Genomic DNA, 22,320 nt, shown 5'->3' on the forward strand with positions numbered 1-22,320 from the left:
AAATCCAGATTGATAAAAATGGCAACGGACAGACTGGGCGACATGCGTTTATTTGCCGAAGCGGCGGCATCGGGCAGCCTTTCTGCCGCCGGCCGCAAACTTGGCCTTTCCCCCGCCGCCGCCAGCGCGCGGTTGTTCAAGCTGGAAGCGGCGCTGCACAGTAAACTCTTCGATCGCACCACTCGCCGCCTGCGTCTCACTGAAGAAGGGCGCATTTATCTGCAACACTGCACCCTCGCGTTGCAGGCGATTGCCGACGGCGAGGCGGCTCTGCAGGCCAGCCAAAGCGGCGTGTGCGGTAAACTTCGCCTCTCGGCCTCCGCCGATTTCGGGCGCAACCTTCTCAATCAGTGGATTGAAGAATTTTGCGCCGAACACCCCCGGCTGCAGATCGCGCTGACACTGTCGGACTCCCTATCCAACCTGCTGCAGGACGATCTGGATATCGCCATTCGTTTCGGCGCGCCGCGCGAAGAAACGCTCATCGCGCGGCGCCTGGCCGCCAGCCGACGCGTGCTGTGCGCCTCTCCGGCGTATCTGGCGCAATATGGCGAGCCGCGCACGCCGGCCGATCTCACCGGCCATCGTTTTATCGTACTGGTGACCGCAGCCGGCCCGCTGAATACGTTCCATTTCTCCCTGGACGGCCAGGCCTGGAGCCACACGGTGCCGCTGGAGAGCGCCTGGGAGACCAATGACGGCGCACTGGCGCGCCAGTGGGCTTTAGCGGGGCACGGCATCGCGCGTAAAACCATCTGGGATGCGGCGGACGATATCCGCAGCGGGCGTCTGAAAGTCATTCTTCCCGACTTCACCCCGCATGAAGCCGGGATCTACGCCGTGTTTCGCCGCTCGCCCTATCAGCCGCCGCGCGTGCGCCTGCTGTTGGATTTCTTGATCGCCCGCTTTGCGGCCGCCAGCCAATCACCGCCGTTTCATGTCCCCCCGCAGGATGAGTAACCACGCTCGTTAATCCGCGTCTCTGCGTGAGAAACATCACAAATCAATAATGTTAACGTTAACTTTTGTGATTAACATCGCATGTGTGATATCGGACAGCTTCATCCCTTCGCGAGTTAACGTTAACAATAAAGCTGATTTCACTCACCGGGACCTTATCCATGAACCGCGAAACGAAAAAATATTACATGCTGCTCAGCGGCCTGCTGTTCTTCTTTTTCTTCACCTGGTCTTCCAGCTTTTCACTGATCTCACTCTGGCTGAATCAGAAGATCGGCCTGAAAGGCGCCGAGACCGGCCTGATCTTCTCCGCTATCTCGCTGGTGGCGCTGTGCGCACAGCCGCTGTACGGTTTTATTCAGGACAAACTTGGGCTGCGCAAGCACCTGCTGCAGTTTCTCGGCGTGATGCTGCTGCTGACCGGCCCGTTCTTTATCTACGTTTACGCCCCGCTGCTGGCGAGCAGCCTGCCTCTGGGTGCGTTGGTCGGCGGGTTGTTCATCGGCGCCACCTTCTTCGCCGGCATCGGCGCGCTGGAATCTTATACCGAGCGCGTCAGCCGCATCAGCGGTTTCGAATTCGGCCGCGCCCGCATGTGGGGCTCGCTCGGCTGGGCCAGCGCCACCTTTCTGGCCGGTTTTATCTTCAATATCGATCCGAACATCAATTTCTGGCTGGCCTCCGCCGCCGCCGTGGTATTCCTGGTGCTGCTCAGCCAGGTGCGCGAGCTGAAGCCGAACGCCATGGCCGGCCTGGCGTTTGGCAAACCGGAGAACCTGCGGCTGCAGGACGCGCTGGCGCTGCTGCGCATGCCGGGATTCTGGGCGTTGGTGGTGTTTGTGCTCGGCATCAGCGTATACAACGTTTTCGATCAGCAATTTTCGGTCTACTTCGCCTCACAGTTCGCGTCACGCGAACAGGGCAACGAGATGTACGGTTTTCTCAACTCGCTGCAGGTCTTCCTCGAAGCCGGCGGTATGTTTCTGGCTCCGCTGTTGGTGAACCGCATCGGCGCCAAGCAGGGGCTGTTGCTGGCGGGCAGCGTGATGGCGCTGCGCATGTTCGGCTCCGGCTTGGTCAGCGGCGCCTTGATGATCTCCGCCATGAAACTGCTGCACGCCGTAGAGCTGCCGATCCTGCTGATCGCTATCTTCAAATACATCGCCAGCCGCTTCGACAGCCGCCTCTCCTCCACGCTGTACCTGGTGGGGTTTCAGTTCACCACCCAGGTGATGGCCAGCTTCCTGTCGCCGCTGGCGGGCTACGGTTATGACCGCATCGGCTTTGCCGACACCTATCTGCTGATGGGCTGCGCGGTCGCCGCCACGACGCTTGTTTCCTGTTTCCTGCTGCGCGGCGAACGTTCCGCCACGGCAGCGCCCTTTCCATCCGCCATTAAATCAAGTGAGTCTGTCCAATGAACACTGCCTTAGCTCAAGCCGACCATGCGGTCGAGGCCCTGCGCGCAGAGCGCCGAGATGATTACTACCCGCAGTTCCATCTCGCGCCGCCCGCCGGCTGGATCAACGATCCCAACGGTCTGATATGTATTGACGGCGTCTATCATGCCTTCTTCCAGCATCACCCCTACAGCGAACACTGGGGGCCCATGCACTGGGGGCACGCGACCAGCCGCGATCTGATCCGCTGGCAGCACCAGCCCATCGCCCTGGCACCCGATGCGCCCTATGACCAAGATGGTTGCTTTTCCGGCTGCGCCGTGGATAACAACGGCGTGCTGACGCTGATTTATACCGGCCACGTGTGGCTGGGCGAGCCCGGCGACGACAGCCAGGTGCGGGAAGTGCAATGTCTGGCCACCAGCGAAGATGGCATACGCTTCGTCAAGCACGGGCCGGTGCTGGCCCCGCCGGACGGCGTTCAGCATTTCCGCGATCCGAAAGTCTGGCGCGAGAACGGCGAATGGTGGCTGGTGGTCGGCGCTAAAGAAAACGGCCTGGGCCAGGTACGCCTGTACCGTTCTGCAGACCTGCGCGCCTGGCGCTTCGATCGGGTGCTGGCCGGCGCGCAAACGGCGCATCAAGGGTATATGTGGGAATGCCCGGATTTCTTCCCGCTGGGGGAACAACACCTGCTGCTGTTCTCGCCGCAGGGCCTGGCGGCACAGGGCTACCGCTACCGCAATCGCTTCCAGAGCGGCTATCTGCTCGGCCACTGGCGACCTGACAGCGACTTCAGGGTGACCCAACCCTTCTGCGAGCTGGATGCCGGCCACGATTTCTATGCGCCGCAGACCTTCACCGCCGCCGACGGCCGTCGGCTGCTGTTTGCCTGGATGGATATGTGGGAATCACCGATGCCCAGCAAAGCGCACCGTTGGGCCGGCGCCCTCACCCTGCCGCGTGAGCTGACGCTGGCCGCCGACGGCAGCGTTCGCATGAACCCGGCGCGTGAACTGGCGGCGCTGCGCCGAGAATCGCACTCGTTTTTGGCGCAGACGCTGACCAATCAGCATTTGCCGCTGGCGAACGATGTGCAGGAACTCACTCTGACATTGCGACCGGCCGACAACGACGCCGAGCGTTACGGGCTGGCCATTGGGAGTGCGGCGCGGCTGTTCGTCGATAATCAGGCGCACCGACTGGTACTGGAACGTTTTCATGAAAACCCCGCCCTGAACACCTGCCGCAGCGTGCCGCTGCCGGAGGGTGACATCCTGTCGCTGCGGATCTTTATCGACCGTTCATCGCTGGAGATTTTCATTAATCAGGGATTGGCCTGCCTGACCAGCCGCATTTATCCGACGGAGGGGGATCGCCGCCTCAGCCTGTTTGCCGAGGGCGGACGGGCAGAGTTCGAGCCCATCACAGGATGGCGGCTGGCTAGCATCTGGGGGTAGTGGGAATGAGCACCGGGCGCGCAGCGACGCACCCGGTGCGGTTACAGCGAACCACGCTCCAACAGCGGGCAAGGCACTTTCACCGTATCACGCTGTTCCCGCTGCTCGATCACATGCAGCGCCGCAAGGCGGCCCAGCTCGTAGTGCGGCAATTGCACCGTCGTCAACGCCGGCAGGAACAGCTCGCCGATGCCAACCATGTTGTCGTAGCCCAGCACCGCCACCTGTTGCGGTATCCGCCATCCTTGCGCCAGCAATACCTGATAAACCAGAAAGGCTATCCGATCGTTCCCGCATACCACGACATCGCAATCGCGCCGGCCGGCAGAGAAATGCCGCGCCAGCAGCGCGACGCAGTCGCGATAGCCTTGATCGCCGCCGCTCAGATCGAGATGATACTGCCGCAGCTGTTCAACATCGCGCCCTGCATCGCGCCAGGCGCGCTCCAGACCGCGGCGGCGCAGCCCCGCCGCCAGCGTATCCGCCGGTAAATGTATGCACAGCGGCGAACGATAGCCTTTGGCGATCAGCGTGCGCATCGCGTCATACTGGCCTTGCTCGTCATCAGGAATGTAGCTGGCGATCGCATGCGCCGGGCTGACGCAGTTGGCCAGCACCAGCCTTTTGTCCAGCAGTTTGGCCGGCACATCCACCTGACGCAGCCCCATGGTGGTGAAGATCACGCCGTCCGGGCGATGCGCCAGCAGCAGATCGACGGTCTGTTCGGCGTTGTCGTCGGCAAACAGATTGACGACGAAGCTGTTCCAGCCGTGCTCGCGCGCGGTTTTTTCAATCGACAGGATCATGTCCACCGAGAACGGCGTCGTGGCGGTGTCCAGCGCCAGCACGCCGAGCGTCTGTACGCGATTTCCGTCACCACGAATACGCCGCGCCGACAGATCCGGCACATAGTCCAATTGGTCGATAGCCTGTTTGACGCGCCGATAGGTTTCCGGCCGCAGCTTGCCGGGCTCATTGATGGCGCGGGACACCGTCATCAACGAGACTCCGGCAAGTTTTGCGACGTCTTTCAGCGAAGCCATGCGCCCTTCTTTATGATTAATGAGGAAAAGTGAATAATCCCATAACCAGGCGCAGGACTCTACTCCGCGTTAGCAGGCTGTGATGTCCGCCCACAGAATAGCGCCGTCGGCCGTCAGCGGCTTCACCTCGCCGCTCACCGCCTGCGCCGCCCACCAGACGCCTTCGCGCGCCCGCAGCTCGCCGCCCCCCGGCAGCGACCAGACCCCGCTCAGCACATACAGCACGCCCGCCCGGTTGGGTAGCAGGATGACGGGCGCCGTGCTGCGCCGCACCTCGGCCGCCTGCCGGCCGCGGCGCGTCATGATGTTGAAATCCTGACTGGCGCCGCCCAGCAGCGTCGCTTCCAGCGCCACGTCGCCGGAAAACGCGAACGGCTCCCCGACGCGCGCCAACTGATGGTCGATATGCCCAGCGCTGAACAGCCGCACGCCGTCGCCTTCCAGCAGGGTGATCGAACGATCGATGCCCGCAAAAGCGGAAAACGGCCCGTTCTGCGCGATGGTGGCGATGCTGGCGCGCCAGTCAAAATCCTGCGCACCCGGCGGCCAGCTGACGATTTCGCGGGTTTCCCCACCGCCGTTGCGCCACGGGCTGACCGGCAGCGCGGCAAAGTTAAAACGGGTCAGGCCCATTACGCCTCCTGCTGAAAGGTTTTCAGCACCTGCAGGAACTCGGCGCTGCTCTGCTGCTGCAGCGCGTGCCGTCCCTGCTCGATCACCTGCCGGCCACCGACGAATACGTCGCGAATTTGCTCTTTGCCGCCGGCGAACAGCCAGCGGTTAAGGATCGAGGCGTCCGGCGCCGCCGCCAGATACGGATCGTCGCCGTCCAGCACCAGCCAGTCGGCGCGATAGCCGCTCTGCAGCCGACCGATCGGCGCGCCGCATGCCTGCGCGCCGCCCTGCAGCGCCTGCGAGTACAGCACATCGCCCACCGCCGACTGTTCCGGCGTCGTCAGGCGATTGCGACGCTGATCGCGCAGCCGCTGGCCGTATTCAAACCAGCGCAGCTCTTCCACCACGTTGAGCGAAACGTGGCTGTCGGAACCGATGCCCCAGCGCCCCTGCTGCTGCAGGTACGCGTCGCCGGGGAAAATACCGTCGCCGAGGTTGGCTTCGGTGGTCAGACACAGGCCGGCCACCGCGCGGCTGCGCGCCAGCGCTTCCAGCTCGTCGCGATCCAGATGGGTGGCGTGCACCAGACACCAGCGCTGATCCACCGGCAGATGGTCATACAGCCAGGCCACCGGGCGCTGCCCGCTCCACGCCAGGCAATCGTTCACCTCTTTTTGCTGCTCGGCGATATGAATATGCACCGGCAAGGTGCGATCCGACGCGGCCAAAATCTGCTGCATCTGCCCCAGCTCCACCGCACGCAGCGAGTGGAAGCACAGCCCCTGATTCTGCAACGGGCGATCCGCCAGCTGGCGGGCAATCACCTGCTGCTGATGCAGATAGCTTTCGGTGTCCTGGATAAAACGTTTCTGCCCCGGCTGGGCCGGCTGCGCGCCGAAACCGGCGTAGCTGTACAGCACCGGCAGCATCGTCATGCCGATGCCGGCCTGATGCGCCGCCTCGCTGAGCCGGCCGGTCATCTCACCGCGATCGGCGTAAGGCTTGCCGTCGGCGTCGTGATGCAGGTAGTGGAATTCGGCCACCTGGGTGTATCCGCCCTTGAGCATTTCGATATACAGTTGACGGGCGACCACCTCCACCTGCTCCGGCGTCAGGCGCTGCACCAGGCGGTACATCAGATCGCGCCAGGTCCAGAAACTGTCCTGCGGGTTGCCCGCCACTTCCGCCAGCCCCGCCATCGCGCGCTGGAAAGCGTGGGAGTGCAGGTTCGGCATGCCCGGCACCGCGTCGCCGTGCAGCCGGGTGCAGCCTTGCGGTTCAGCGTCGGCGGTAACTTGAGTCAGGTAACCTTGCGCATCGACGTCCAGCCGGACGTTATGCGCCCAGCCCTCAGGGAGCAAAGCGCGTGGGGCAAAATAAGCAGGCATGGCAGTATTCCACGGTTGATGTAACGGTGAATGAGGCGCGGCGATGGCGCGCATTCAGGAATTTTTTGGCGGCCGCCGGCAAGTTTCTGGCGCGACGGCCACTAGTTGTATATACATATACATACGCCGACATCAACAGTAAACTGGTGTTATTATTTTTTTATTTGACGAGGTTAACGTCGTGGCTGAACAACAGACCGTGTTACAACTGGCGGCTGCAATGAGCGATGCCCCCGCCCCGATCTACCAACGGGTCAAACAGGCGATCGTGAATCAAATCCGTGCGGGGCACTGGCAACCGCACCAGCGCGTGCCCTCCGAAAGTGAACTGGTGGCGGAACTGGGCGTCAGCCGCATGACCATCAACCGCGCGCTGCGCGAGCTGACCAGCGAAGGTTTTTTGATCCGCATGCAGGGCGTCGGCACCTTCGTCGCCGAAGCCAAGGCGCATACCGCACTGCTGGAAGTGCACAACATCGCCGATGAGATCGCCGCGCGCGGTCATCGCCACAGCAGTAAAATCCTCGAGCTGAAGGCCCGCCCGGCCAGCGAGGAAGAAGCGACGGCGCTGGGCATTCAGCCCGGCCAACGGCTGTTCTACTCCCAGATCGTGCATTACGAAAACGACGTGCCGGTGCAGGTGGAAGACCGCTGCGTCAACCCGCTGGTGGCGCCGGATTACCTGAAGCAGGATTTCGACCGCGTCACCCCTTACACCTACCTGACGCAGGCCGCGCCGCTGACCGCCGGCGAACACATCGTCGAAGCGGTGATCCCCACCCGGCGGGAGCGCGAGCTGCTGCAGCTGGAGGATCACGAACCCGGCCTGCTGATCCATCGCCGCACCTGGTCCGGCAAAACCGTGGTGACCTCGGCGCGGTTGCTGTACCCCGGCAGCCGCTATCAGCTGTTCGGCCGCTTCACCAGCGAAGTCTGAACCCCGGCGGGCGCGCCCTGCGCCCGCATCTCCGCTGTCGATCACATCCTGATAACAAAATCTCGCCCGCCTCTTGTGACATCCCGGTGAATGCGTTAGGTTGTTTTTAATTGTATATACAACCATGTGGGAGCTGCGGCTCCGGCGGAGGAAAGCAATGACGTCTGAGATCCACTGTGACAGCCTGTGGCACGGCGCCGATATCGTCACCATGCGCGACGGCAAATATCACACCCTGACCGACGGCGCGATCGCCGTACGCGACGGCAAGATTGTCTGGATTGGCGAACATGCGGCGCTGCCGCCCGATCTTATCGCGGACGAAACGGTGAAGTTCGACGGCGGCATCATCACCCCCGGCTTTGTTGACTGCCACACGCACCTGGTGTTCGGCGGCAACCGCAGCGGCGAGTTCGAACAGCGGCTGAACGGCGTGAGCTACGCCGACATCGCCGCGCAAGGTGGCGGCATCATCTCCACCGTGAAAGCCACCCGCGAGGCCGACGAAGCGTTGCTGCTGGAGCAGGCGCTGTTCCGCCTGCGGCCGCTGCTGGCGGAAGGCGTCACCTGCGTGGAGATCAAATCCGGCTATGGCCTCAGCCCGGAGAGCGAACTGAAAATGCTGCGGGTGGCGCGCAAGTTGGGCGAGCTGCTGCCGGTCGAGGTGAAAACCACCTGTCTGGCGGCCCATGCGCTGCCGCCGGAATACGCCAACCGCGCCGACGACTACATCAATCTGGTCTGCGACACCATCATCCCGCAGGCGGCGGCCGCCGGTCTGGCGGATGCGGTCGACGCCTTCTGCGAGCATCTGGCGTTCTCACCGGCGCAGGTGGAGCGCGTCTTCGCCGCCGCCGAAGCCGCCGGTCTGCCGGTCAAACTGCACGCCGAACAGCTCTCCGCCCTCGGCGGCAGCACGCTGGCGGCGCGCCATCACGCGCTCTCCGCCGACCATCTCGAATACGCTACCGAGCAAGACGCCCGCGCCATGGGCGACGCCGGCACCGTGGCGGTGCTGCTGCCGGGCGCTTACTACCTGCTGCGTGAAACCCAATGCCCGCCGGTAGCGCTGTTCCGCAAACACCACGTGGCGATGGCGATCGCCAGCGACGCCAACCCCGGCACGTCGCCGGCACTGTCGCTGCGCCTGATGATCAACATGGCCTGCACGCTGTTCCGCCTGACGCCGGAAGAGGCGCTCGCGGGCGTCACCACCCACGCCGCCAAAGCGCTGGGGCTGCAACACAGCCACGGCACGCTGGAAACCGGCAAGGTGGCGGACTTCGTTCACTGGCCGCTGTCGCGGCCGGCGGAACTGGCTTATTGGTTGGGCGGCCAGCTGCCCTGTACGGTGATTTTCCGAGGAGAAGTACGTCAATGACCATTCGCGATCCTTTTAGCTTCCAGACCGGCAGCCTGCCGCTGCTGATCAGCATCCCGCACGCCGGCACACAACTGACGCCGGCGGTCGAAGCCGGGCTGACCGACGACGCTCGCCCGCTGCCCGATACCGACTGGCACATTCCGCAGCTGTACGACTTCGCCCGGGCGATGGGCGCCAGCGTACTGGTCGGCAACTATTCGCGCTTCGTCATCGATTTGAACCGCCCGGCGGACGACAAGCCGCTGTACACCACCGCCACCACCGGCCTGTATCCCGACGTGCTGTTCGACGGCCGCCCAAGCTTCCTGCCGGGCAAAGCGCCGACGGACGAAGAACGCGCCCTCTACCTGCAGCAAATTTGGCAACCTTATCATCAGCAGCTGCAGAACGAACTGGCGCGCCTCAAAGCGCGCCACGGCTATGCGCTGCTGTTCGACGCGCACTCGATCGCCTCGGTGATCCCGCGGCTGTTCGACGGCCAGCTGCCGGATCTCAATCTCGGCACCAACGGCGGTGAAAGCTGCGCCCAGGCGCTGAGCGATCGGCTGGTCGCCTGCTGCGAGCAGCAACAGCAGTACACCCACGTGCTGAATGGCCGCTTCAAGGGCGGTTATATCACCCGCGCCTATGGTCAACCGCAGCAGCAACAGCATGCGATCCAGCTCGAACTGGCGCAGGTCAACTACATGTCCGAACAGTATCCTTTTGCGTTCGAGCCCCAGCGCGCCGCCTCGCTGCAGCGCCTGCTCAAGCAGATGATTGAAAGCCTGTTGGACGGTGCCGCCAGACTGAATTGATCCCCCTTTACAGGCGCCGCCGGGCGCCTGTTTTTCTCCTGCCTCTAACCGCAACGCCAGCAGCAATCTGCGCGCTATATCAAAGTTTCGCGTGATTCCCCGCTAGCTGGTCCAAACAGCGCACAAAACGGCGGCCGACGAAAAACGCACTGCGCCACAATCAGCCCAAAAGCCCGCGCTCAGCGCCGGGCGGCGTGTGGCCGAGCAGGCCCATTTCGAATACTCTCTGGAGGCCCTATGTCTGTAACACCGTTAAACTGGCGCGCTGCCGGCGCTTTGGCCGAACAACTGCTGGCCGGCTGGCAACGGCATGGCGAACCCGGCGGCGCCATCACCCTGTTTGACGCCCAACAACGCCGCGCCACCGCCTGCGCCGGCCTGGCCGATCTGGCGCAGAACACCCCCTTCACCGCCGACAGCGTGGTGCGTTATGCCTCAGTGACCAAGCATATCTTCGCCGCGCTGGCGCTGAACGCCACCGAGCGCGCCATTCGGCTGGAGCAACGCCTGGGTGAACTGCTCCCCGCCCTACAGCCCGCGTTGGCGGACGTTACCGTCGGCCAGGCGCTGGACATGACCGGCGGCCTGCCCGACGTGCGCGAGACGCTCGGCCTGCTGGGCATCTCGCTGCACGCCGTCAGCGAGGCGCAGCCGGTGATGCAGTTTGTCGAGGGTCTGGAGAAATTGAACTACGAAGCCGGCAGCGAGATCGCCTACAGCAATACCGGCTATCGGCTGCTGGAGGCCGCGCTGCGCAGCAAAGGGTATGATTTCGACCAACTGGTGCAACAGCACATCGCCCGGCCGCTGCAGGTGCAGATGCGGGCGCCGGAAAGCTGGTTCGACGTGGTGCCGGGGTTGGTGCCGGGTTACTGGCGTGCGCCGCAGGGCTGGCAACACGCCAGCGCCGGCCTGCACCTTTCCGCCTCCGGCAGCCTGACCGGCAGCCTCAACGCCCTCACCCGCTGGTTGCAGACGCTGCTGGCCGACGAGAGCCCCGGCCAGGGCGTGCTGGCGCAACTCGGCGCACCGCGCCGCCTTAATCAGGGCCAACTCAGCGCCTATGGCCTGGGTCTGGCGCAAACCCCGCTGGGCCGCCGCCGCTTGCTCGGCCACGGCGGTTCCCACGCCGGTTACAAAACCTATTTCCTGCTGGCGCCCGACCGTCAGGCCGGCGTCGCGCTGGTGGCCAACCGCGAAGACTGCGACAGCTTCGGCATGGCCCTGCAGGTGATGGCGACGCTGCTGGGCGAACCGTTGCCGCAGCGCAGCGCGGCGATCCCCGATGGCCTCTATGCCACCCTGGCCGAGCCGCACTGGCTGGAGGTCAAAGACGGCAATCTGGCCTATCTGGGCAGCGGTGAGCCGCTGTATCAGGGCGAGGATGGGTACGCGGTGTCGCTGTCCGCCCATATGCCGATCAAATTGAAATGGACCGGTGAAGCGATCGAGGGCGAAGTCGGGCATGTGGCGCGCCGTTTCCTGCCGGTCACGGCCAACGGCGACTGCCTGAAGCATGTGCAGGGGCTGTGGTATCACCCGCACTATCGCACCGCCTTTGAAATTCGCGGCAATCGGGTGCATATCGGCGTCGGCCCGGCGGCGCAGACCGGCACGCTCAGCCCGCTCGGCCAGGGCCGCATGCTGGTGGAGTGCCAGGACGGCCCGTGGTTAAAACGCTTTTGCCTCTATTTCCGCGGTTACAACGTGGATCTCATCGCCAACCGCAGCCGGATGCTGACCTTCCGCCGCAGCACCGTCGGCCGCGACTGACGCTCAGCGTGCGCTGCCGGTTTTGACCGCCAGCAGCGCATCCGCCAGCCGCCGTTTGTCGGCGTCGCTGAGATTCACCTGATCCACCGACGCCATAAACGCCGCCCGATCCGCCTCGCCGAGCGGGCCGGCACGCAGCCGCTCCGCCAACCGTTGCAATATCTGGCTGCTCAGTTGCGCGATCTGCGGGCGCACCTGCGCCAACGGGCGCGGCTCCCAGCCGGATCCCGGGTTCGCCAACCAGTCGGCGCGATAGCGGTACTGAATCGCCTTGGCGGCGTCCATCTGCGCGGCGATAAAAGGCCGTACCGACGCCGGCTCCAGCCCCAAACGCCCCGCCTCCGCCTGCGCGCGGGCCAACACCTTCGCCTCCTGCGCCAGATCTTCGATCGGCAAATGCTGCTGCGCCTTGTAACCGGCCACGTCTTTCATCAACGACAGCCGTTGGTTCACCAGCTCGCCGATGGCGGCGCCGCCGCCCGCCAACGCCGGAAAACTGGTCAGGCAACACGCTATCAATAACGCCCTGAACATGGCGCCTCCCTTATGATGCAGTGAAAACGTAAGGCCCAAAGTTCACCACGTCCGCCCCGCGCTGGCAAATAAAAAGGCCCCGCCGCAGCGAGGCCCGATAACGCTCGACAAACGTTAGTCGAAAACGCCATTGATCACGGAGGCCACAATCGCGGTGCTGAGTGCGACCAGCACCAGATCGTCGCCGGCGATACGCCACTCATAACCCGGGTACTGCGGCAACTCACGCAGCATCGAGTAAGGCACCACTTTTTTGGCGATGCCCGGCGGCAGCGGTTTACCGCGCGCCAGATTTTTGGCGATGCCCGGTGGCAGCGAGCTGTAGCCGGTCAGGCCATAGTTGTGCGCCAGCGAACGGGCGCGGTCGCGCGAGAGGCTGACTGATACCAGATTATCGTCGTTCCTATAGCCGCCTTTATCTTTATTGCCTTTGTTGCCGTGATTGCCGTTGTTACCGTTGTTACCGTTGTTGCCATGGTTACCGTTATTGCCGTGATTGCCGCTGTTGCCATGGCCGTTTCCGTTGCCGTTACCATTGCCGCCTTTGTCGGCCAAGGCCGGGGCGGATGACAACCCCAGCGATGCAATCAGCGCCAACACCGTGAGAGTCGTACGACGTTTGTTCATGTTGTGTATTCCTGCATGGGTGACTCTGTTGACTATAGCTGGCCTTTTCCAGACAAAGTATAAGGAAAACTCCGAGATGACAGTGCGGTTTTACGGCATTCGCGCCACTCTCTTGTTTTAACGCAAAATGCCTCGAAAATGCCGATGCTTGTCTCAGATTTTTCTTGAAGAAAAATAAGCCTTGCGCTAGCGTGGGAAGGTAACAAAAAAGAGTTAGCGTGCTCTTTTTCGTCGCACCTCAAATCTTATTCTTATCATCCATAATGATAATAGCGAACATTTCCCGCCTCTCCGTGCGGGATTCTTTTTCCCGCCGCTGTCGCCCCAATCTGGTGCTTTATGTTGAGATTTCGTTGCCGATAATTTACATTCGCTGTCTGAGAAACCTCAACCTCCCGCGGTGGCCAGGCTGGCAACGGGTGGGCGTTCAGGAGCAAAAGACGTGCAAATGACCCTCATGGAATACATCACTCGGCACTTTAACGGCGATCTTCATCAGTACGCGCAGTCGGAAGGCGTCAGCCGTGAACAAATCATTAGTTGGATAAATAATGAATGTCACGTGATCAAAGGCAGACTGTTTATGCCGGTGAAGCATCTCCCGGTTGAACAAGCCCAGTGATGACGAAAAAAAAACCCCGCCAGGCGGGGTTTTCTGTTTCTGATAGCACGGAAAATCAGAAGTTATAGCCGACCACGAGGTAATAACCCCAACCGGTAGACTTGATCGGGCCCTGCGGGGTGCCGATATCCGCGCCATCCTGCCACTGACCGCCGTTATGGAAATAACGCGCCACGAAAGAATAGTGCCAGTGATCGTAGTTCAGCGCCAAAATATGGCTGGAGGCGATAGAGTTGCTGGTGCGCACCTGTTTGCCGGTGCCGTCAACCCAATGGCTGTCCTTGCCCAGATCGGAGCCGAAGTCGAAGTTGGTGAAGCCGATGTAGCTCAGGTTGCCGCCCCACACCTGGGTCAGCGGCACGAAGTATTTCACCTTGAAGCGGTAACCGTCCCAGCTGTTCTCGTTGGCGGCCTGGTAGTTTTCCCACTGGTATTTGGCATAGATGTTCATCGACAGGCTCATCGGCAGACCGGTGTCGATATCGGTGCCCAGACCCATGTACCAGGTGTTTTGACGGCCGTCGGCGTTGTGGCCCAGATCATAGATGTAGTTGTTGGCGAAGTACCACTCTTTGAACGGACCGAAGCTCAGATCGGTGCCGGTCAGTTTGTCGATGGAGAAACGTGGTTCAATCTCCATAAACAGTGGGGAGCCTTTGTCCCAGATGCCGCGATCCGGGGTATTGCCTACGCCGAAGAATTTCGGCACGTCAACGTAACCGTAGAAATCGAACCAGTCTTTCTTGGCGAAGGCTTCGTATTCGAGATACACGTCGTTATTCAGCTGCGGCCCGAAGCGGGTGTGGTAGCTGCCCACCACGTTGACGCTCTGGTGCCACCAGTCGGAGACATATTGACTGTCTTTGCTATCAGCCATTGATGATGCACTGTAAGACGCTGCGAGCAGTACACCTGCTGCGAGAGCTATTTTTTTCATTTTATTACCACATGCTTAAAGGGCCATTTCCTGCCCGTTTAGAAAAGATGACAATGAGTCTGCCGACACCTGGCGTTGTCTTCACACAGAAACTCGGATGACGCGCGCATTATAGAAACCACTGACTGTAAGAATCTGTGATCCAGTTACGCATTTCGCGAATAGGTAATCGATTGCGTTCACATTTGTCAAATTATGTTTCATGCAAATTCACATTCGCTGTGATTTTTGTCATGCACCGCGTTTTTTAGCGCAGTTTTTGAGCCAAATGACATCAGGGCGTGATCACGCCCTGGAAAAGAAAAAGCCGACGCGCCAGCGTCGGCCTTCATCAGAATCAGGAGAAAGTGCGGAGCATGAAATCAGTTCACCGCCGGCACCGCTTTGGCGATGTTTTCCTGGCGGAACGCCACCTCTTCGCCGTTTTTCACCTCCCAACTGGCGACCGGAATATCGGTCTTGGGCGCCGCCGCGACGACCGAGCCGTAAATCAACTTGTCGTCGCGACGCAAAATATAAACGTCGAGCTGATATTCATGTCGCAAATTCGCCGTGGTCAGGCGAACGGTATCGCCGCGCTCATAGTGATGCACGTCGATTTCAGGCTGTTGAATAAATTGAATGTCGCTTCTCATCGTCGTCGTTCCTTCAGGCAACATGGCTAGTTAAATTCTAGTTCAACATTGCGACGACAGCGGATAATTTCCGTTAATTTCCGCGAGTTGCCCGCCAACAGATCAGCGAACCGAGAGTGACCATCGCCACGCCCTGCCAGAAATTGACGGTCAGCGAGGTGTGCAACACCAACGCGGCGAACACCGCCGACAGCACCGGGGTAAAATAGGAGACGGTGGCCAGCAGCGTCATGTTGCCGTGCAAGATGCCGACGTTCCAGGCGGCATACCCCGCCCCCATCGCCACCCCGGCGCACAGCAGCGTTACGGTCACGCCGAGGCTGAACTGCATGCCGCTTTCCGCGCTGAAGGCATACTTCAGCCACAGCGCCAGCGCGGTCAGCACGATGAACAGCACCACGCCGTTGCTGCCCTGGGCGATCTTCTTGGTCAGGTTGCAATACAGCGCCCAGATCACCGCACCGCTGAAGGCCAGCGCGTAGCTGAGCGGGTTGCTGCGCACGTTGGCCAGCATCTGCGCCGGCGACCAGCCGCCCTCGCCGCTCATGATCCAACCGATGCCGAACAGCGACAGCAGCAGCCCCGGCAGCAGCCACCATTTCGCTCTTTGGCCGTTAAGCACCAACGCCATCAGCACGGTGAAACAGGGCCACAGGTAGTTGATCATGCCCACTTCTATCGCCTGCAGGCGGGTGTTGGCGTAGCCGAGCGACAGCGACAGGCAGATCTCGTAACTGACGAACAGCAGGCTGCCGACGATGAGATAAGGCCGCGGAAAGCTGCGCCATTTCGGCACGCCGAGCGCCACCAGCAAAAACACCGCGCTGACGCTGTAGATCATCGCCGCGCCGCCGATCGGCCCCAGCCCTTCGCTGACGCTGCGGATCAGGCCGACGACGCTGCTCCACAGCACGATGGCCAACAAACCGAGCAACGTGGCGCGGGTACGCAAGGGCAAAGCGGGCATAAGGCAGGTCCAATAGGTTATTTTTTATCAGTTTTTTCACTCTACTGCCGCACGCGCCAAAAAGAAAGGCGGGAAACTCCCGCCTGTGAATTTATTGCTGCGGTTGCCGCTCCAACTGCGGCGGCGGCTGACGAAAACGTCTGGTCAGCCAGGCCAAATAGCCGAAACCCAGCGTCGCCCAGATAAGCCCCATGGTCAGCGAGCTCTTCTCCAGGTTCAGCCACAGCACCCCCACCGTCAACGCCCCCACCAGCGGCAGGAACAGGAAGTTGAAGCGATCCTTCCAGCTTTTGTTGCGCCCTTCGCGAATAAAGAAGTGGCTGATCACCGACAGATTAACGAAGGTAAAGGCCACCAGCGCGCCAAAGTTGATCAGCGCCGTAGCGGTCACCAGATCGAACGACAGCGCCGACAACGCCACCAGCCCGACCATCAGTACGTTCAGCGCCGGCGTGCGCCATTTGGGGTGGATATAGCCGAAGAATTTCTCCGGGAACACGTTGTCACGCCCCATCACATACAGCAGGCGCGACACGCTGGCGTGCGACGCCAGGCCGGAGGCCAACGTGTTGATAAAGGTCACGCACAGGAAGATCGACTGGAACAGCTTGCCGCCGACGTACAGCGCGATCTCCGGCAACGCGGCGTCGGGTTGGTGAAAGCGTTGAATGGTCGGGAAAAACAGCTGGATAAAGAACGAAACGCTAATAAAGATCACCCCGCCGTACAGCGCAGTCAGGAAGATGGCGCGCGGAATAACCTTGGCGGCGTCGGGCGTCTCCTCGCACAGCGTGGTGACCGCGTCAAAACCGAGGAACGAGAAGCACAGGATAGTCGCGCCGGTAATGATCGGCAGCAGGTGGGCATTCTCGCTGAGGAACGGCCGCAGGCTCCACACCGTGCCCATCCCCTCGCCGTTGTGCAGGCCGCGCACCACCAGGTAGATAAATACCAGAATGATCGCCACCTGCGCCAGCACGAACAGGGTATTGAAGTTGGCCACCAGATTGACGCTTTTCAGGTTGATGGCGGTGATCAGGATGACGAAGCCCACCACCCACACCCAGGGCGGCACTTCCGGGAACAACGCGGTCAGGTAAATCTTCGCCAGCAGCGTATTGATCATCGGCAGGAACAGATAATCCAGCAGCGACGACCACCCCACCAGAAAACCGACGTGCGGGTTGATCGCCTTCTGCGCATAGGTGTAGGCGGAACCGGCGGTGGGAAACTGGCGCACCAGTTTGCCGTAGCTGATGGCGGTGAACAACACGCCGGCCAGCGCCAGCAAATAGGAGGTCGGCACATGGCCGTCGGTGAGGCCGGAGACAATGCCGAAGGTGTCGAACACTGTCATCGGGGTCAGATAGGCCAGGCCCATCATCACCACTTGCCACAGCTTGAGGGATTTGCGCAGCTGCGGTTTGCCCGCCGGGCCGCTGTCGATGGCTTTAATCGTCATGGCAGTTCCCCTTTTGGTCCTCTGCTGTCAACCGTGCAACGTCATTCAGAGAGGCCGCGGGGAAACTGCTGTTCAGGCGGCGGGAAAAACGATTTGGGGTCACTGTCGGGCGGCCGGCGACCGGCCCGTAGGCACTGCGGCACAGGCAAACGCCTGCGCATGGGGATGACTGAGTCATGGTTATTTCCTCGTCGGCGTCCTGTACGCCGTGATAGAAGAAATTCTTTACCGCAGCGCGCAGCCTCACCGGCCACAGGAGAGCCGATGAAATGCGCCGGACGCGCGCGGTAGTCGTTAGGTGAGCGGGATCAGGCGTTTTTCAGCATCCACTCGATTTCGGTTTCGGTGATCAGACGCTCGAACTGCACCAGCTCGTCGGTTTTGCAGGCCAGGTAGACATGGCTGAAGCGTTCGCCCAGCAATGCATTGAGCACCGGCTGATGTTCAAACTCGTACAGCGCGTCGCTCTGGCGGATTGGGAACGGTAGCCCGTCCTGCTCCAGCCCGTTGCCGGTCACCGGCCCAGGCAGCGGCAATGCGGTTTCCAGGCCGTAGACGATGCCGGCCAGAATGGTCGCCATCACCAGATAAGGGTTGGCGTCGGCGCCCGCCACGCGATACTCCACGCGGTGGTTGTCGCGATCGCCGCAGGGAATGCGCAGCGCCACGGTGCGGTTGTTATGCCCCCAGGAAGCCTGGGTCGGCACATACATGCCGGGCTGGAAACGGCGATAGGCGTTGACGTTCGGCGCCAGCAGCGCCATCGAGGACGGCATCAGGGCGATCATGCCCGCCAACGCCTGTTTCAGCAGCGCCGAATCTTCGCCGTCGTCGTCGGCGAACACATTGTCGCCTTGCGCATTCAGCATGCTGATGTGCACGTGCATGCCGCTGCCGGCGTGCTCTTCATACGGTTTGGCCATAAAGGTGGCTTGCATGTTGTGGTTCTCGGCCACCATGCGCACCAACCGTTTCAGCGCCAGCGCATGGTCGCAGGCCTGCAGCACATCATCGGTATGGTGCAGGTTGACTTCGAACTGCCCCGGCGACGCCTCCGCCACCGCGCCGTCCGCCGGAATGCCCTGCAAACGGGCCAGCTCGTCGATTTCGCTCAGCACATCGGCGAAATGGTTCAGGTTATCGACGGAGTACACCTGGCTTTGGGTGTTGCGCTCCTGGGTTCCCGGCGCGCAAGGCGGCTGCAGATAGCCCTCCGCATCACGTTGACGATCGATGAGATAGAACTCCAACTCTACCGCTACCACGGGGGAAAGCCCGCGCTGACGCAAACGCTGCCACACTCGGTTCAGCACATTGCGCGGTTCAACGTCAAAGGGAGTGCCATCTTCATCCAGCATGGTGAGCAGCACCTGCGCGATATATTGCGGGTCCGCCGCCGACGGCGTCAGCGTGCCCGGCACCGGCACGCACACGTGATCCGGCTCGCCCAACTCCTGCCCCAGCCCGGCCTCTTCTACGACGTTGCCGAGAATATCCATCGCAAATACCGACGCAGGGAAATAACAGCCCTTCTCCAGTTTGTTCAGGCCGCCGACCGGGATGCGTTTGCCGCGGAAGCTGCCGTTCAGATCGGTCAGCAGTACGTCGACATGTTGGGTTAACGGATAACGTTCCAGGTACTTCTTCACTTCGCGCTGGAACGCGCTACTTCGTCTCTCTTCACTGTGCTGAACAAAGTTTTCCACTTCTACGATGTTGGTCTGCATGGTTCACCCGCCGTTTGTGTTTTGCTGTCGTCGATGTTTATTGACCGTGTTGTTCAATATAATGCCCACAAATGAAACGTAGATGAAACAAATTTGTTTTGCAAGTGTTACTTTTGGTTTGAATATTGCCCGATCGACTGCTAGATTTATAGAATATTGAACGAAATCGGCGGTGGAGAAGCTTATCGTTCATAATTTCGAACGTACCAAGGGGATAGCATGGACAATATATTTAACAGACCAGTCATCGGCGTCGTCATGTGCAGGTATAGGTTAAACGGGCACCTCACACAGACCTTGCAAGAAAAGTACCTGAATGCCGTTATCACCGCCGGCGGCTTGCCGATCGCCCTGCCGCACGCGCTGGCGGAGCCGGAAATGCTGGCGGAACTGTTGCCGCGCCTCGACGGCATTTTGCTGCCGGGCAGCCCCAGTAATGTGCAGCCGCACCTTTATGGTGAAAACGGCGATGAGCCTGACGCCGATCCTGGCCGAGACGCGTTGAGCCTGGCGCTGCTCCGCCAGGCGTTCGACAGGCGCATTCCCCTTTTCGCCATTTGCCGCGGCATGCAGGAGATGGTGGTCGCCACCCAAGGCACCCTGCATCGCCGCCTGTACGAACTGCCCGAGCTGCTGGAGCATCGTGAAGATCACGACCTGCCGCTGGAACAGCAATACGCCCCCGCCCATGAAGTCATCGTTCAGGAAGGGGGGCTGCTTTCGCAACTGATACCGGATTGCAACAGATTCTGGGTGAACTCGCTGCACGGCCAGGGCGCCAAAACCCTGGGCGCGAGCGTTCGCATCGAGGCGCACGCCGCCGACGGACTGGTGGAGGCGATCAGCGTGCGCGATCAGCCCTTCGCGCTCGGCGTGCAGTGGCACCCGGAGTGGAACAGCGACGAGTACGCCCTGTCGCGCCTGTTGTTTGATGGTTTCATTACCGCCTGTCGGAACTATCAAAAGGAAAAACGCCCATGAGCGACGTCAGCTTGGCACCGGGAAAACGTCTGTCGCAGATCCGTCAACAATTGGGGTTGTCGCAGCGCCGGGTCGCCGAACTGTCTGGGTTAACCCACAGCGCCATCAGTACTATCGAGCAAGATAAGGTCAGCCCGGCCATCAGCACGCTGCAAAAGCTGCTGACGGTATACGGTCTGTCGCTGTCGGCGTTTTTCGCCGAGCCGGAAAAACCGGCAGAACCGCAGATCGTGATAGGCAGTGACGATCTGATCGAAATCGGCAGCCAGGGCGTTTCGATGAAGCTGATCCACAACGGCGATCCGAACCGCACGCTGGCAATGATGATCGAGACCTACGAACCGGGCACCACCACCGGCGAGCGCATCAAACACCAAGGGGAAGAGATCGGCACGCTGCTGGAGGGCGAAGTGGTGCTGCAGGTCAACGGCCAGAGCTATCACCTGCTGGCCGGGCAGAGCTACGCCATCAATACCGGCATTCCCCACAGCTTCAGCAACACGTCGGCGCGCATTTGCCGGATTATCAGCGCCCATACGCCGACGACATTCTGATCAACGGAGCCAGGCATGAACTTTCACCATTTGCAGTATTGGCAACAACGGGCGCAGGCCCTGAAGATTGAGCACCAGCTGTTTATCGACGGCCGCTACCAGCCGGCCGCCGCGGGGAAGCGTTTCGCCGTGGAAGATCCCGCCGGCCGCCGTGAGCTGGCGCAGGTCGCGCGCGGTGAAGCCGCCGACATCGATCGGGCGGTCAGCGCGGCGCGCGCCGCCTTTGAACGCGGCGACTGGGCGCAGGCCGCGCCGGCGCAACGCAAAGCCACGCTGCTGCGCTTCGCCGATCTGATGGAGCAGCATCACGAAGAGCTGGCGCTGCTGGAAACGCTGGACACCGGCAAACCGATTCGCCACAGCCTGCGCGACGACGTGCCGGGCGCTATCCGCTGCATCCGCTGGTACGCCGAAGCGATCGATAAGGTGTACGGCGAAATCGCCCCCACCGGCCGCGATGCGCTGGCGCTGATCGAGCGCGAACCGATCGGCGTGGTCGGCGCCATCGTGCCCTGGAACTTCCCGCTGCTGCTGGCCTGCTGGAAACTCGGCCCGGCGCTGGCCGCCGGCAACAGCGTGGTGCTCAAACCCTCCGAAAAATCGCCGCTGAGCGCCATCCTGCTCGGCAAACTGGCGCAACAGGCCGGGTTGCCGGACGGCGTGCTGAACGTGGTGCCCGGCTATGGCCACGACGCCGGCAAGGCGCTGGCGCTGCACCGCGACGTCGATGCCCTCACCTTTACCGGCTCCACCCTGGTGGCGAAACAGCTGATGATTTACGCCGGCGAATCGAACATGAAGCGCGTCTGGCTGGAGGCCGGCGGCAAGAGCGCCAACATCGTCTTTGCCGACTGCCCGGATCTGGATCAGGCCGCCCGCAGCGCCGCCGCCGGCATCTTCTATAATCAGGGGCAGGTGTGCATCGCCGGCACTCGCCTGCTGGTCGAAGCGAGCATTGAGCAAGCGTTCCTGCAGGCGCTGCGCAAACATGCGGCGGCCTTCATCCCCGGCGACCCGCTCGATCCCGCTACGGTGATGGGCACGCTGATCGACAGCGGCCACTGCGAGAAAGTGGCCGGCTATATCGAGCGGGGGCTGAGCCAGGGCGCCGCACTGTTCCTCGACGGGCGCGACCATCCACAGGGCGACCACGCCGGCTATCTGGGGCCGACCATCCTCACCCAGGTGGACAATGCCATGAACGTGGCGCGCGATGAAATCTTCGGCCCGGTGTTGGCGGTGACCGCCTTCGACGACGAGCAACAGGCGCTGCAGCTGGCCAACGACAGCGACTACGGCCTCGGCGCCGCGGTCTGGACCCGCGATCTGGCGCGGGCGCACCGCATGGCGCGCCAGCTGAAAGCCGGCACGGTGTTCGTCAACAACTACAATGACGGTGACATGACCGTGCCGTTCGGCGGCTATAAGCAGAGCGGCAACGGCCGCGACAAATCGCTGCACGCGCTGGACAAATTCACCGAATTGAAAACCACCTGGATCTCGCTGGAATAAGGGCT

21 protein-coding genes are annotated in these 22,320 nt (G+C 61.7%); 11 read left to right on the forward strand and 10 right to left on the reverse strand.

What is annotated here, in order from left to right; translation table 11 throughout:
- The first annotated feature begins 18 nt into the window (after positions 1-18).
- The 3 genes from ACOWVD_RS06140 to ACOWVD_RS06150 all read left to right on the forward strand — a co-directional run bounded on the left by ACOWVD_RS06140 (position 19) and on the right by ACOWVD_RS06150 (position 3,820).
- On the forward strand, positions 19-960 hold the full coding sequence (locus ACOWVD_RS06140) for a LysR family transcriptional regulator (protein ID WP_033645932.1): 942 nt from the start codon (positions 19-21) through the stop codon (positions 958-960).
- Positions 961-1,121: 161 nt separating this feature from the next.
- Complete coding sequence (locus ACOWVD_RS06145; protein WP_049239802.1) at positions 1,122-2,381, forward strand: MFS transporter; 1,260 nt, start codon at positions 1,122-1,124, stop codon at positions 2,379-2,381.
- Positions 2,378-3,820, forward strand: a complete 1,443-nt coding sequence (locus ACOWVD_RS06150; protein WP_049239801.1) for a glycoside hydrolase family 32 protein — start codon at positions 2,378-2,380, stop codon at positions 3,818-3,820. Before ACOWVD_RS06145 ends, ACOWVD_RS06150 begins: the two co-directional genes overlap by 4 nt.
- A gap of 41 nt (positions 3,821-3,861) precedes the next feature.
- On the opposite strand, the gene ACOWVD_RS06155 is transcribed toward ACOWVD_RS06150, so the two are convergent.
- The 3 genes from ACOWVD_RS06155 to ACOWVD_RS06165 form a co-directional block, all read right to left on the reverse strand.
- On the reverse strand, positions 3,862-4,863 hold the full coding sequence (locus ACOWVD_RS06155) for a LacI family DNA-binding transcriptional regulator (protein WP_049239800.1): 1,002 nt from the start codon (positions 4,861-4,863) through the stop codon (positions 3,862-3,864).
- 69 nt (positions 4,864-4,932) lie between these two features.
- The gene (locus ACOWVD_RS06160) at positions 4,933-5,496 is read right to left on the reverse strand and encodes a HutD family protein (protein ID WP_049239799.1); all 564 of its coding nucleotides are present in this window, start codon (positions 5,494-5,496) and stop codon (positions 4,933-4,935) included.
- Positions 5,496-6,866, reverse strand: coding sequence for a formimidoylglutamate deiminase (locus ACOWVD_RS06165; protein ID WP_004941307.1), 1,371 nt, complete (start codon positions 6,864-6,866; stop codon positions 5,496-5,498). The genes ACOWVD_RS06160 and ACOWVD_RS06165 overlap by 1 nt, the downstream gene beginning before the upstream one ends.
- Before the next feature lie 181 nt (positions 6,867-7,047).
- On the opposite strand from ACOWVD_RS06165, the gene hutC reads away from it, so the two are divergent.
- The 4 genes from hutC to ACOWVD_RS06185 all read left to right on the forward strand — a co-directional run bounded on the left by hutC (position 7,048) and on the right by ACOWVD_RS06185 (position 11,757).
- Positions 7,048-7,803, forward strand: coding sequence for a histidine utilization repressor (gene hutC, locus ACOWVD_RS06170; protein WP_015377644.1), 756 nt, complete (start codon positions 7,048-7,050; stop codon positions 7,801-7,803).
- Between the two features lie 157 nt (positions 7,804-7,960).
- Positions 7,961-9,184 carry an imidazolonepropionase gene (hutI, locus tag ACOWVD_RS06175; RefSeq protein ID WP_048323079.1) on the forward strand — a complete coding sequence of 408 codons (1,224 nt, stop codon included), beginning with the start codon at positions 7,961-7,963 and terminating at the stop codon, positions 9,182-9,184.
- On the forward strand, positions 9,181-9,984 hold the full coding sequence (gene hutG, locus ACOWVD_RS06180; protein ID WP_004941302.1) for an N-formylglutamate deformylase: 804 nt from the start codon (positions 9,181-9,183) through the stop codon (positions 9,982-9,984). The genes hutI and hutG overlap by 4 nt, the downstream gene beginning before the upstream one ends.
- Before the next feature lie 237 nt (positions 9,985-10,221).
- Complete coding sequence (locus ACOWVD_RS06185) at positions 10,222-11,757, forward strand: serine hydrolase domain-containing protein (RefSeq protein WP_421105503.1); 1,536 nt, start codon at positions 10,222-10,224, stop codon at positions 11,755-11,757.
- Between the two features lie 3 nt (positions 11,758-11,760).
- On the opposite strand, the gene ACOWVD_RS06190 is transcribed toward ACOWVD_RS06185, so the two are convergent.
- Positions 11,761-12,291: a chorismate mutase gene (locus ACOWVD_RS06190; protein ID WP_197763784.1), complete on the reverse strand. Its 531-nt coding sequence runs from the start codon at positions 12,289-12,291 to the stop codon at positions 11,761-11,763.
- Between the two features lie 114 nt (positions 12,292-12,405).
- The gene (locus tag ACOWVD_RS06195; protein ID WP_048323073.1) at positions 12,406-12,918 is read right to left on the reverse strand and encodes an anti-virulence regulator CigR family protein; all 513 of its coding nucleotides are present in this window, start codon (positions 12,916-12,918) and stop codon (positions 12,406-12,408) included.
- 442 nt (positions 12,919-13,360) lie between these two features.
- Between ACOWVD_RS06195 and ACOWVD_RS06200 the strand changes: the two genes are divergently transcribed.
- A complete protein-coding gene (locus tag ACOWVD_RS06200; protein WP_031300509.1) occupies positions 13,361-13,540 on the forward strand; it encodes a hypothetical protein in 180 nt (59 codons plus the stop codon).
- Positions 13,541-13,595: 55 nt separating this feature from the next.
- Here the strand turns inward: ACOWVD_RS06200 and ACOWVD_RS06205 are convergent, their stop codons facing one another.
- From ACOWVD_RS06205 to ACOWVD_RS06225, 5 genes are all read right to left on the reverse strand, one after another.
- Entirely contained in the window at positions 13,596-14,477 is an 882-nt protein-coding gene (locus ACOWVD_RS06205) for a nucleoside-specific channel-forming protein Tsx (RefSeq protein WP_004941293.1), read from the reverse strand.
- A gap of 362 nt (positions 14,478-14,839) precedes the next feature.
- Positions 14,840-15,112, reverse strand: coding sequence for a hypothetical protein (locus ACOWVD_RS06210; protein ID WP_004941292.1), 273 nt, complete (start codon positions 15,110-15,112; stop codon positions 14,840-14,842).
- Between the two features lie 73 nt (positions 15,113-15,185).
- Positions 15,186-16,079, reverse strand: coding sequence for an aromatic amino acid DMT transporter YddG (gene yddG / locus ACOWVD_RS06215; protein WP_021505526.1), 894 nt, complete (start codon positions 16,077-16,079; stop codon positions 15,186-15,188).
- A gap of 91 nt (positions 16,080-16,170) precedes the next feature.
- Positions 16,171-17,541, reverse strand: a complete 1,371-nt coding sequence (locus ACOWVD_RS06220; protein ID WP_004941289.1) for an APC family permease — start codon at positions 17,539-17,541, stop codon at positions 16,171-16,173.
- Between the two features lie 308 nt (positions 17,542-17,849).
- Complete coding sequence (locus ACOWVD_RS06225) at positions 17,850-19,268, reverse strand: glutamine synthetase family protein (RefSeq protein WP_342134775.1); 1,419 nt, start codon at positions 19,266-19,268, stop codon at positions 17,850-17,852.
- Between the two features lie 219 nt (positions 19,269-19,487).
- Here ACOWVD_RS06225 and puuD point away from each other — a divergent pair, with 219 nt between their 5' ends.
- From puuD to puuC, 3 genes are read left to right on the forward strand one after another with little or no spacing between them, the layout of a single operon-like run.
- Positions 19,488-20,249 carry a gamma-glutamyl-gamma-aminobutyrate hydrolase gene (puuD, locus tag ACOWVD_RS06230; protein WP_004941285.1) on the forward strand — a complete coding sequence of 254 codons (762 nt, stop codon included), beginning with the start codon at positions 19,488-19,490 and terminating at the stop codon, positions 20,247-20,249.
- Complete coding sequence (gene puuR / locus ACOWVD_RS06235) at positions 20,246-20,803, forward strand: HTH-type transcriptional regulator PuuR (protein ID WP_033638246.1); 558 nt, start codon at positions 20,246-20,248, stop codon at positions 20,801-20,803. Before puuD ends, puuR begins: the two co-directional genes overlap by 4 nt.
- Before the next feature lie 15 nt (positions 20,804-20,818).
- On the forward strand, positions 20,819-22,315 hold the full coding sequence (puuC, locus tag ACOWVD_RS06240) for an aldehyde dehydrogenase PuuC (RefSeq protein WP_164095016.1): 1,497 nt from the start codon (positions 20,819-20,821) through the stop codon (positions 22,313-22,315).
- The last annotated feature ends 5 nt before the right edge of the window (positions 22,316-22,320 follow it).

Origin of the sequence: Serratia sp. SA088 (assembly GCF_049065515.1) — a bacterium.
Taxonomy (GTDB): Bacteria; Pseudomonadota; Gammaproteobacteria; order Enterobacterales; family Enterobacteriaceae; genus Serratia; species Serratia nematodiphila.

Coding starts and splice junctions, on each gene's coding strand:
- puuD (WP_004941285.1), top strand. CDS start 19,488: ATGGACAATATATTTAACAGACCAGTCATCGGCGTCGTCATGTGCAGG.
- ACOWVD_RS06185 (WP_421105503.1), top strand. CDS start 10,222: ATGTCTGTAACACCGTTAAACTGGCGCGCTGCCGGCGCTTTGGCCGAA.
- ACOWVD_RS06220 (WP_004941289.1), bottom strand. CDS start 17,541: ATGACGATTAAAGCCATCGACAGCGGCCCGGCGGGCAAACCGCAGCTG.
- ACOWVD_RS06190 (WP_197763784.1), bottom strand. CDS start 12,291: ATGTTCAGGGCGTTATTGATAGCGTGTTGCCTGACCAGTTTTCCGGCG.
- ACOWVD_RS06150 (WP_049239801.1), top strand. CDS start 2,378: ATGAACACTGCCTTAGCTCAAGCCGACCATGCGGTCGAGGCCCTGCGC.
- puuR (WP_033638246.1), top strand. CDS start 20,246: ATGAGCGACGTCAGCTTGGCACCGGGAAAACGTCTGTCGCAGATCCGT.
- ACOWVD_RS06165 (WP_004941307.1), bottom strand. CDS start 6,866: ATGCCTGCTTATTTTGCCCCACGCGCTTTGCTCCCTGAGGGCTGGGCG.
- ACOWVD_RS06225 (WP_342134775.1), bottom strand. CDS start 19,268: ATGCAGACCAACATCGTAGAAGTGGAAAACTTTGTTCAGCACAGTGAA.
- hutI (WP_048323079.1), top strand. CDS start 7,961: ATGACGTCTGAGATCCACTGTGACAGCCTGTGGCACGGCGCCGATATC.
- ACOWVD_RS06155 (WP_049239800.1), bottom strand. CDS start 4,863: ATGGCTTCGCTGAAAGACGTCGCAAAACTTGCCGGAGTCTCGTTGATG.
- yddG (WP_021505526.1), bottom strand. CDS start 16,079: ATGCCCGCTTTGCCCTTGCGTACCCGCGCCACGTTGCTCGGTTTGTTG.
- hutG (WP_004941302.1), top strand. CDS start 9,181: ATGACCATTCGCGATCCTTTTAGCTTCCAGACCGGCAGCCTGCCGCTG.
- ACOWVD_RS06140 (WP_033645932.1), top strand. CDS start 19: ATGGCAACGGACAGACTGGGCGACATGCGTTTATTTGCCGAAGCGGCG.
- ACOWVD_RS06195 (WP_048323073.1), bottom strand. CDS start 12,918: ATGAACAAACGTCGTACGACTCTCACGGTGTTGGCGCTGATTGCATCG.
- ACOWVD_RS06145 (WP_049239802.1), top strand. CDS start 1,122: ATGAACCGCGAAACGAAAAAATATTACATGCTGCTCAGCGGCCTGCTG.
- puuC (WP_164095016.1), top strand. CDS start 20,819: ATGAACTTTCACCATTTGCAGTATTGGCAACAACGGGCGCAGGCCCTG.
- ACOWVD_RS06160 (WP_049239799.1), bottom strand. CDS start 5,496: ATGGGCCTGACCCGTTTTAACTTTGCCGCGCTGCCGGTCAGCCCGTGG.
- ACOWVD_RS06205 (WP_004941293.1), bottom strand. CDS start 14,477: ATGAAAAAAATAGCTCTCGCAGCAGGTGTACTGCTCGCAGCGTCTTAC.
- ACOWVD_RS06210 (WP_004941292.1), bottom strand. CDS start 15,112: ATGAGAAGCGACATTCAATTTATTCAACAGCCTGAAATCGACGTGCAT.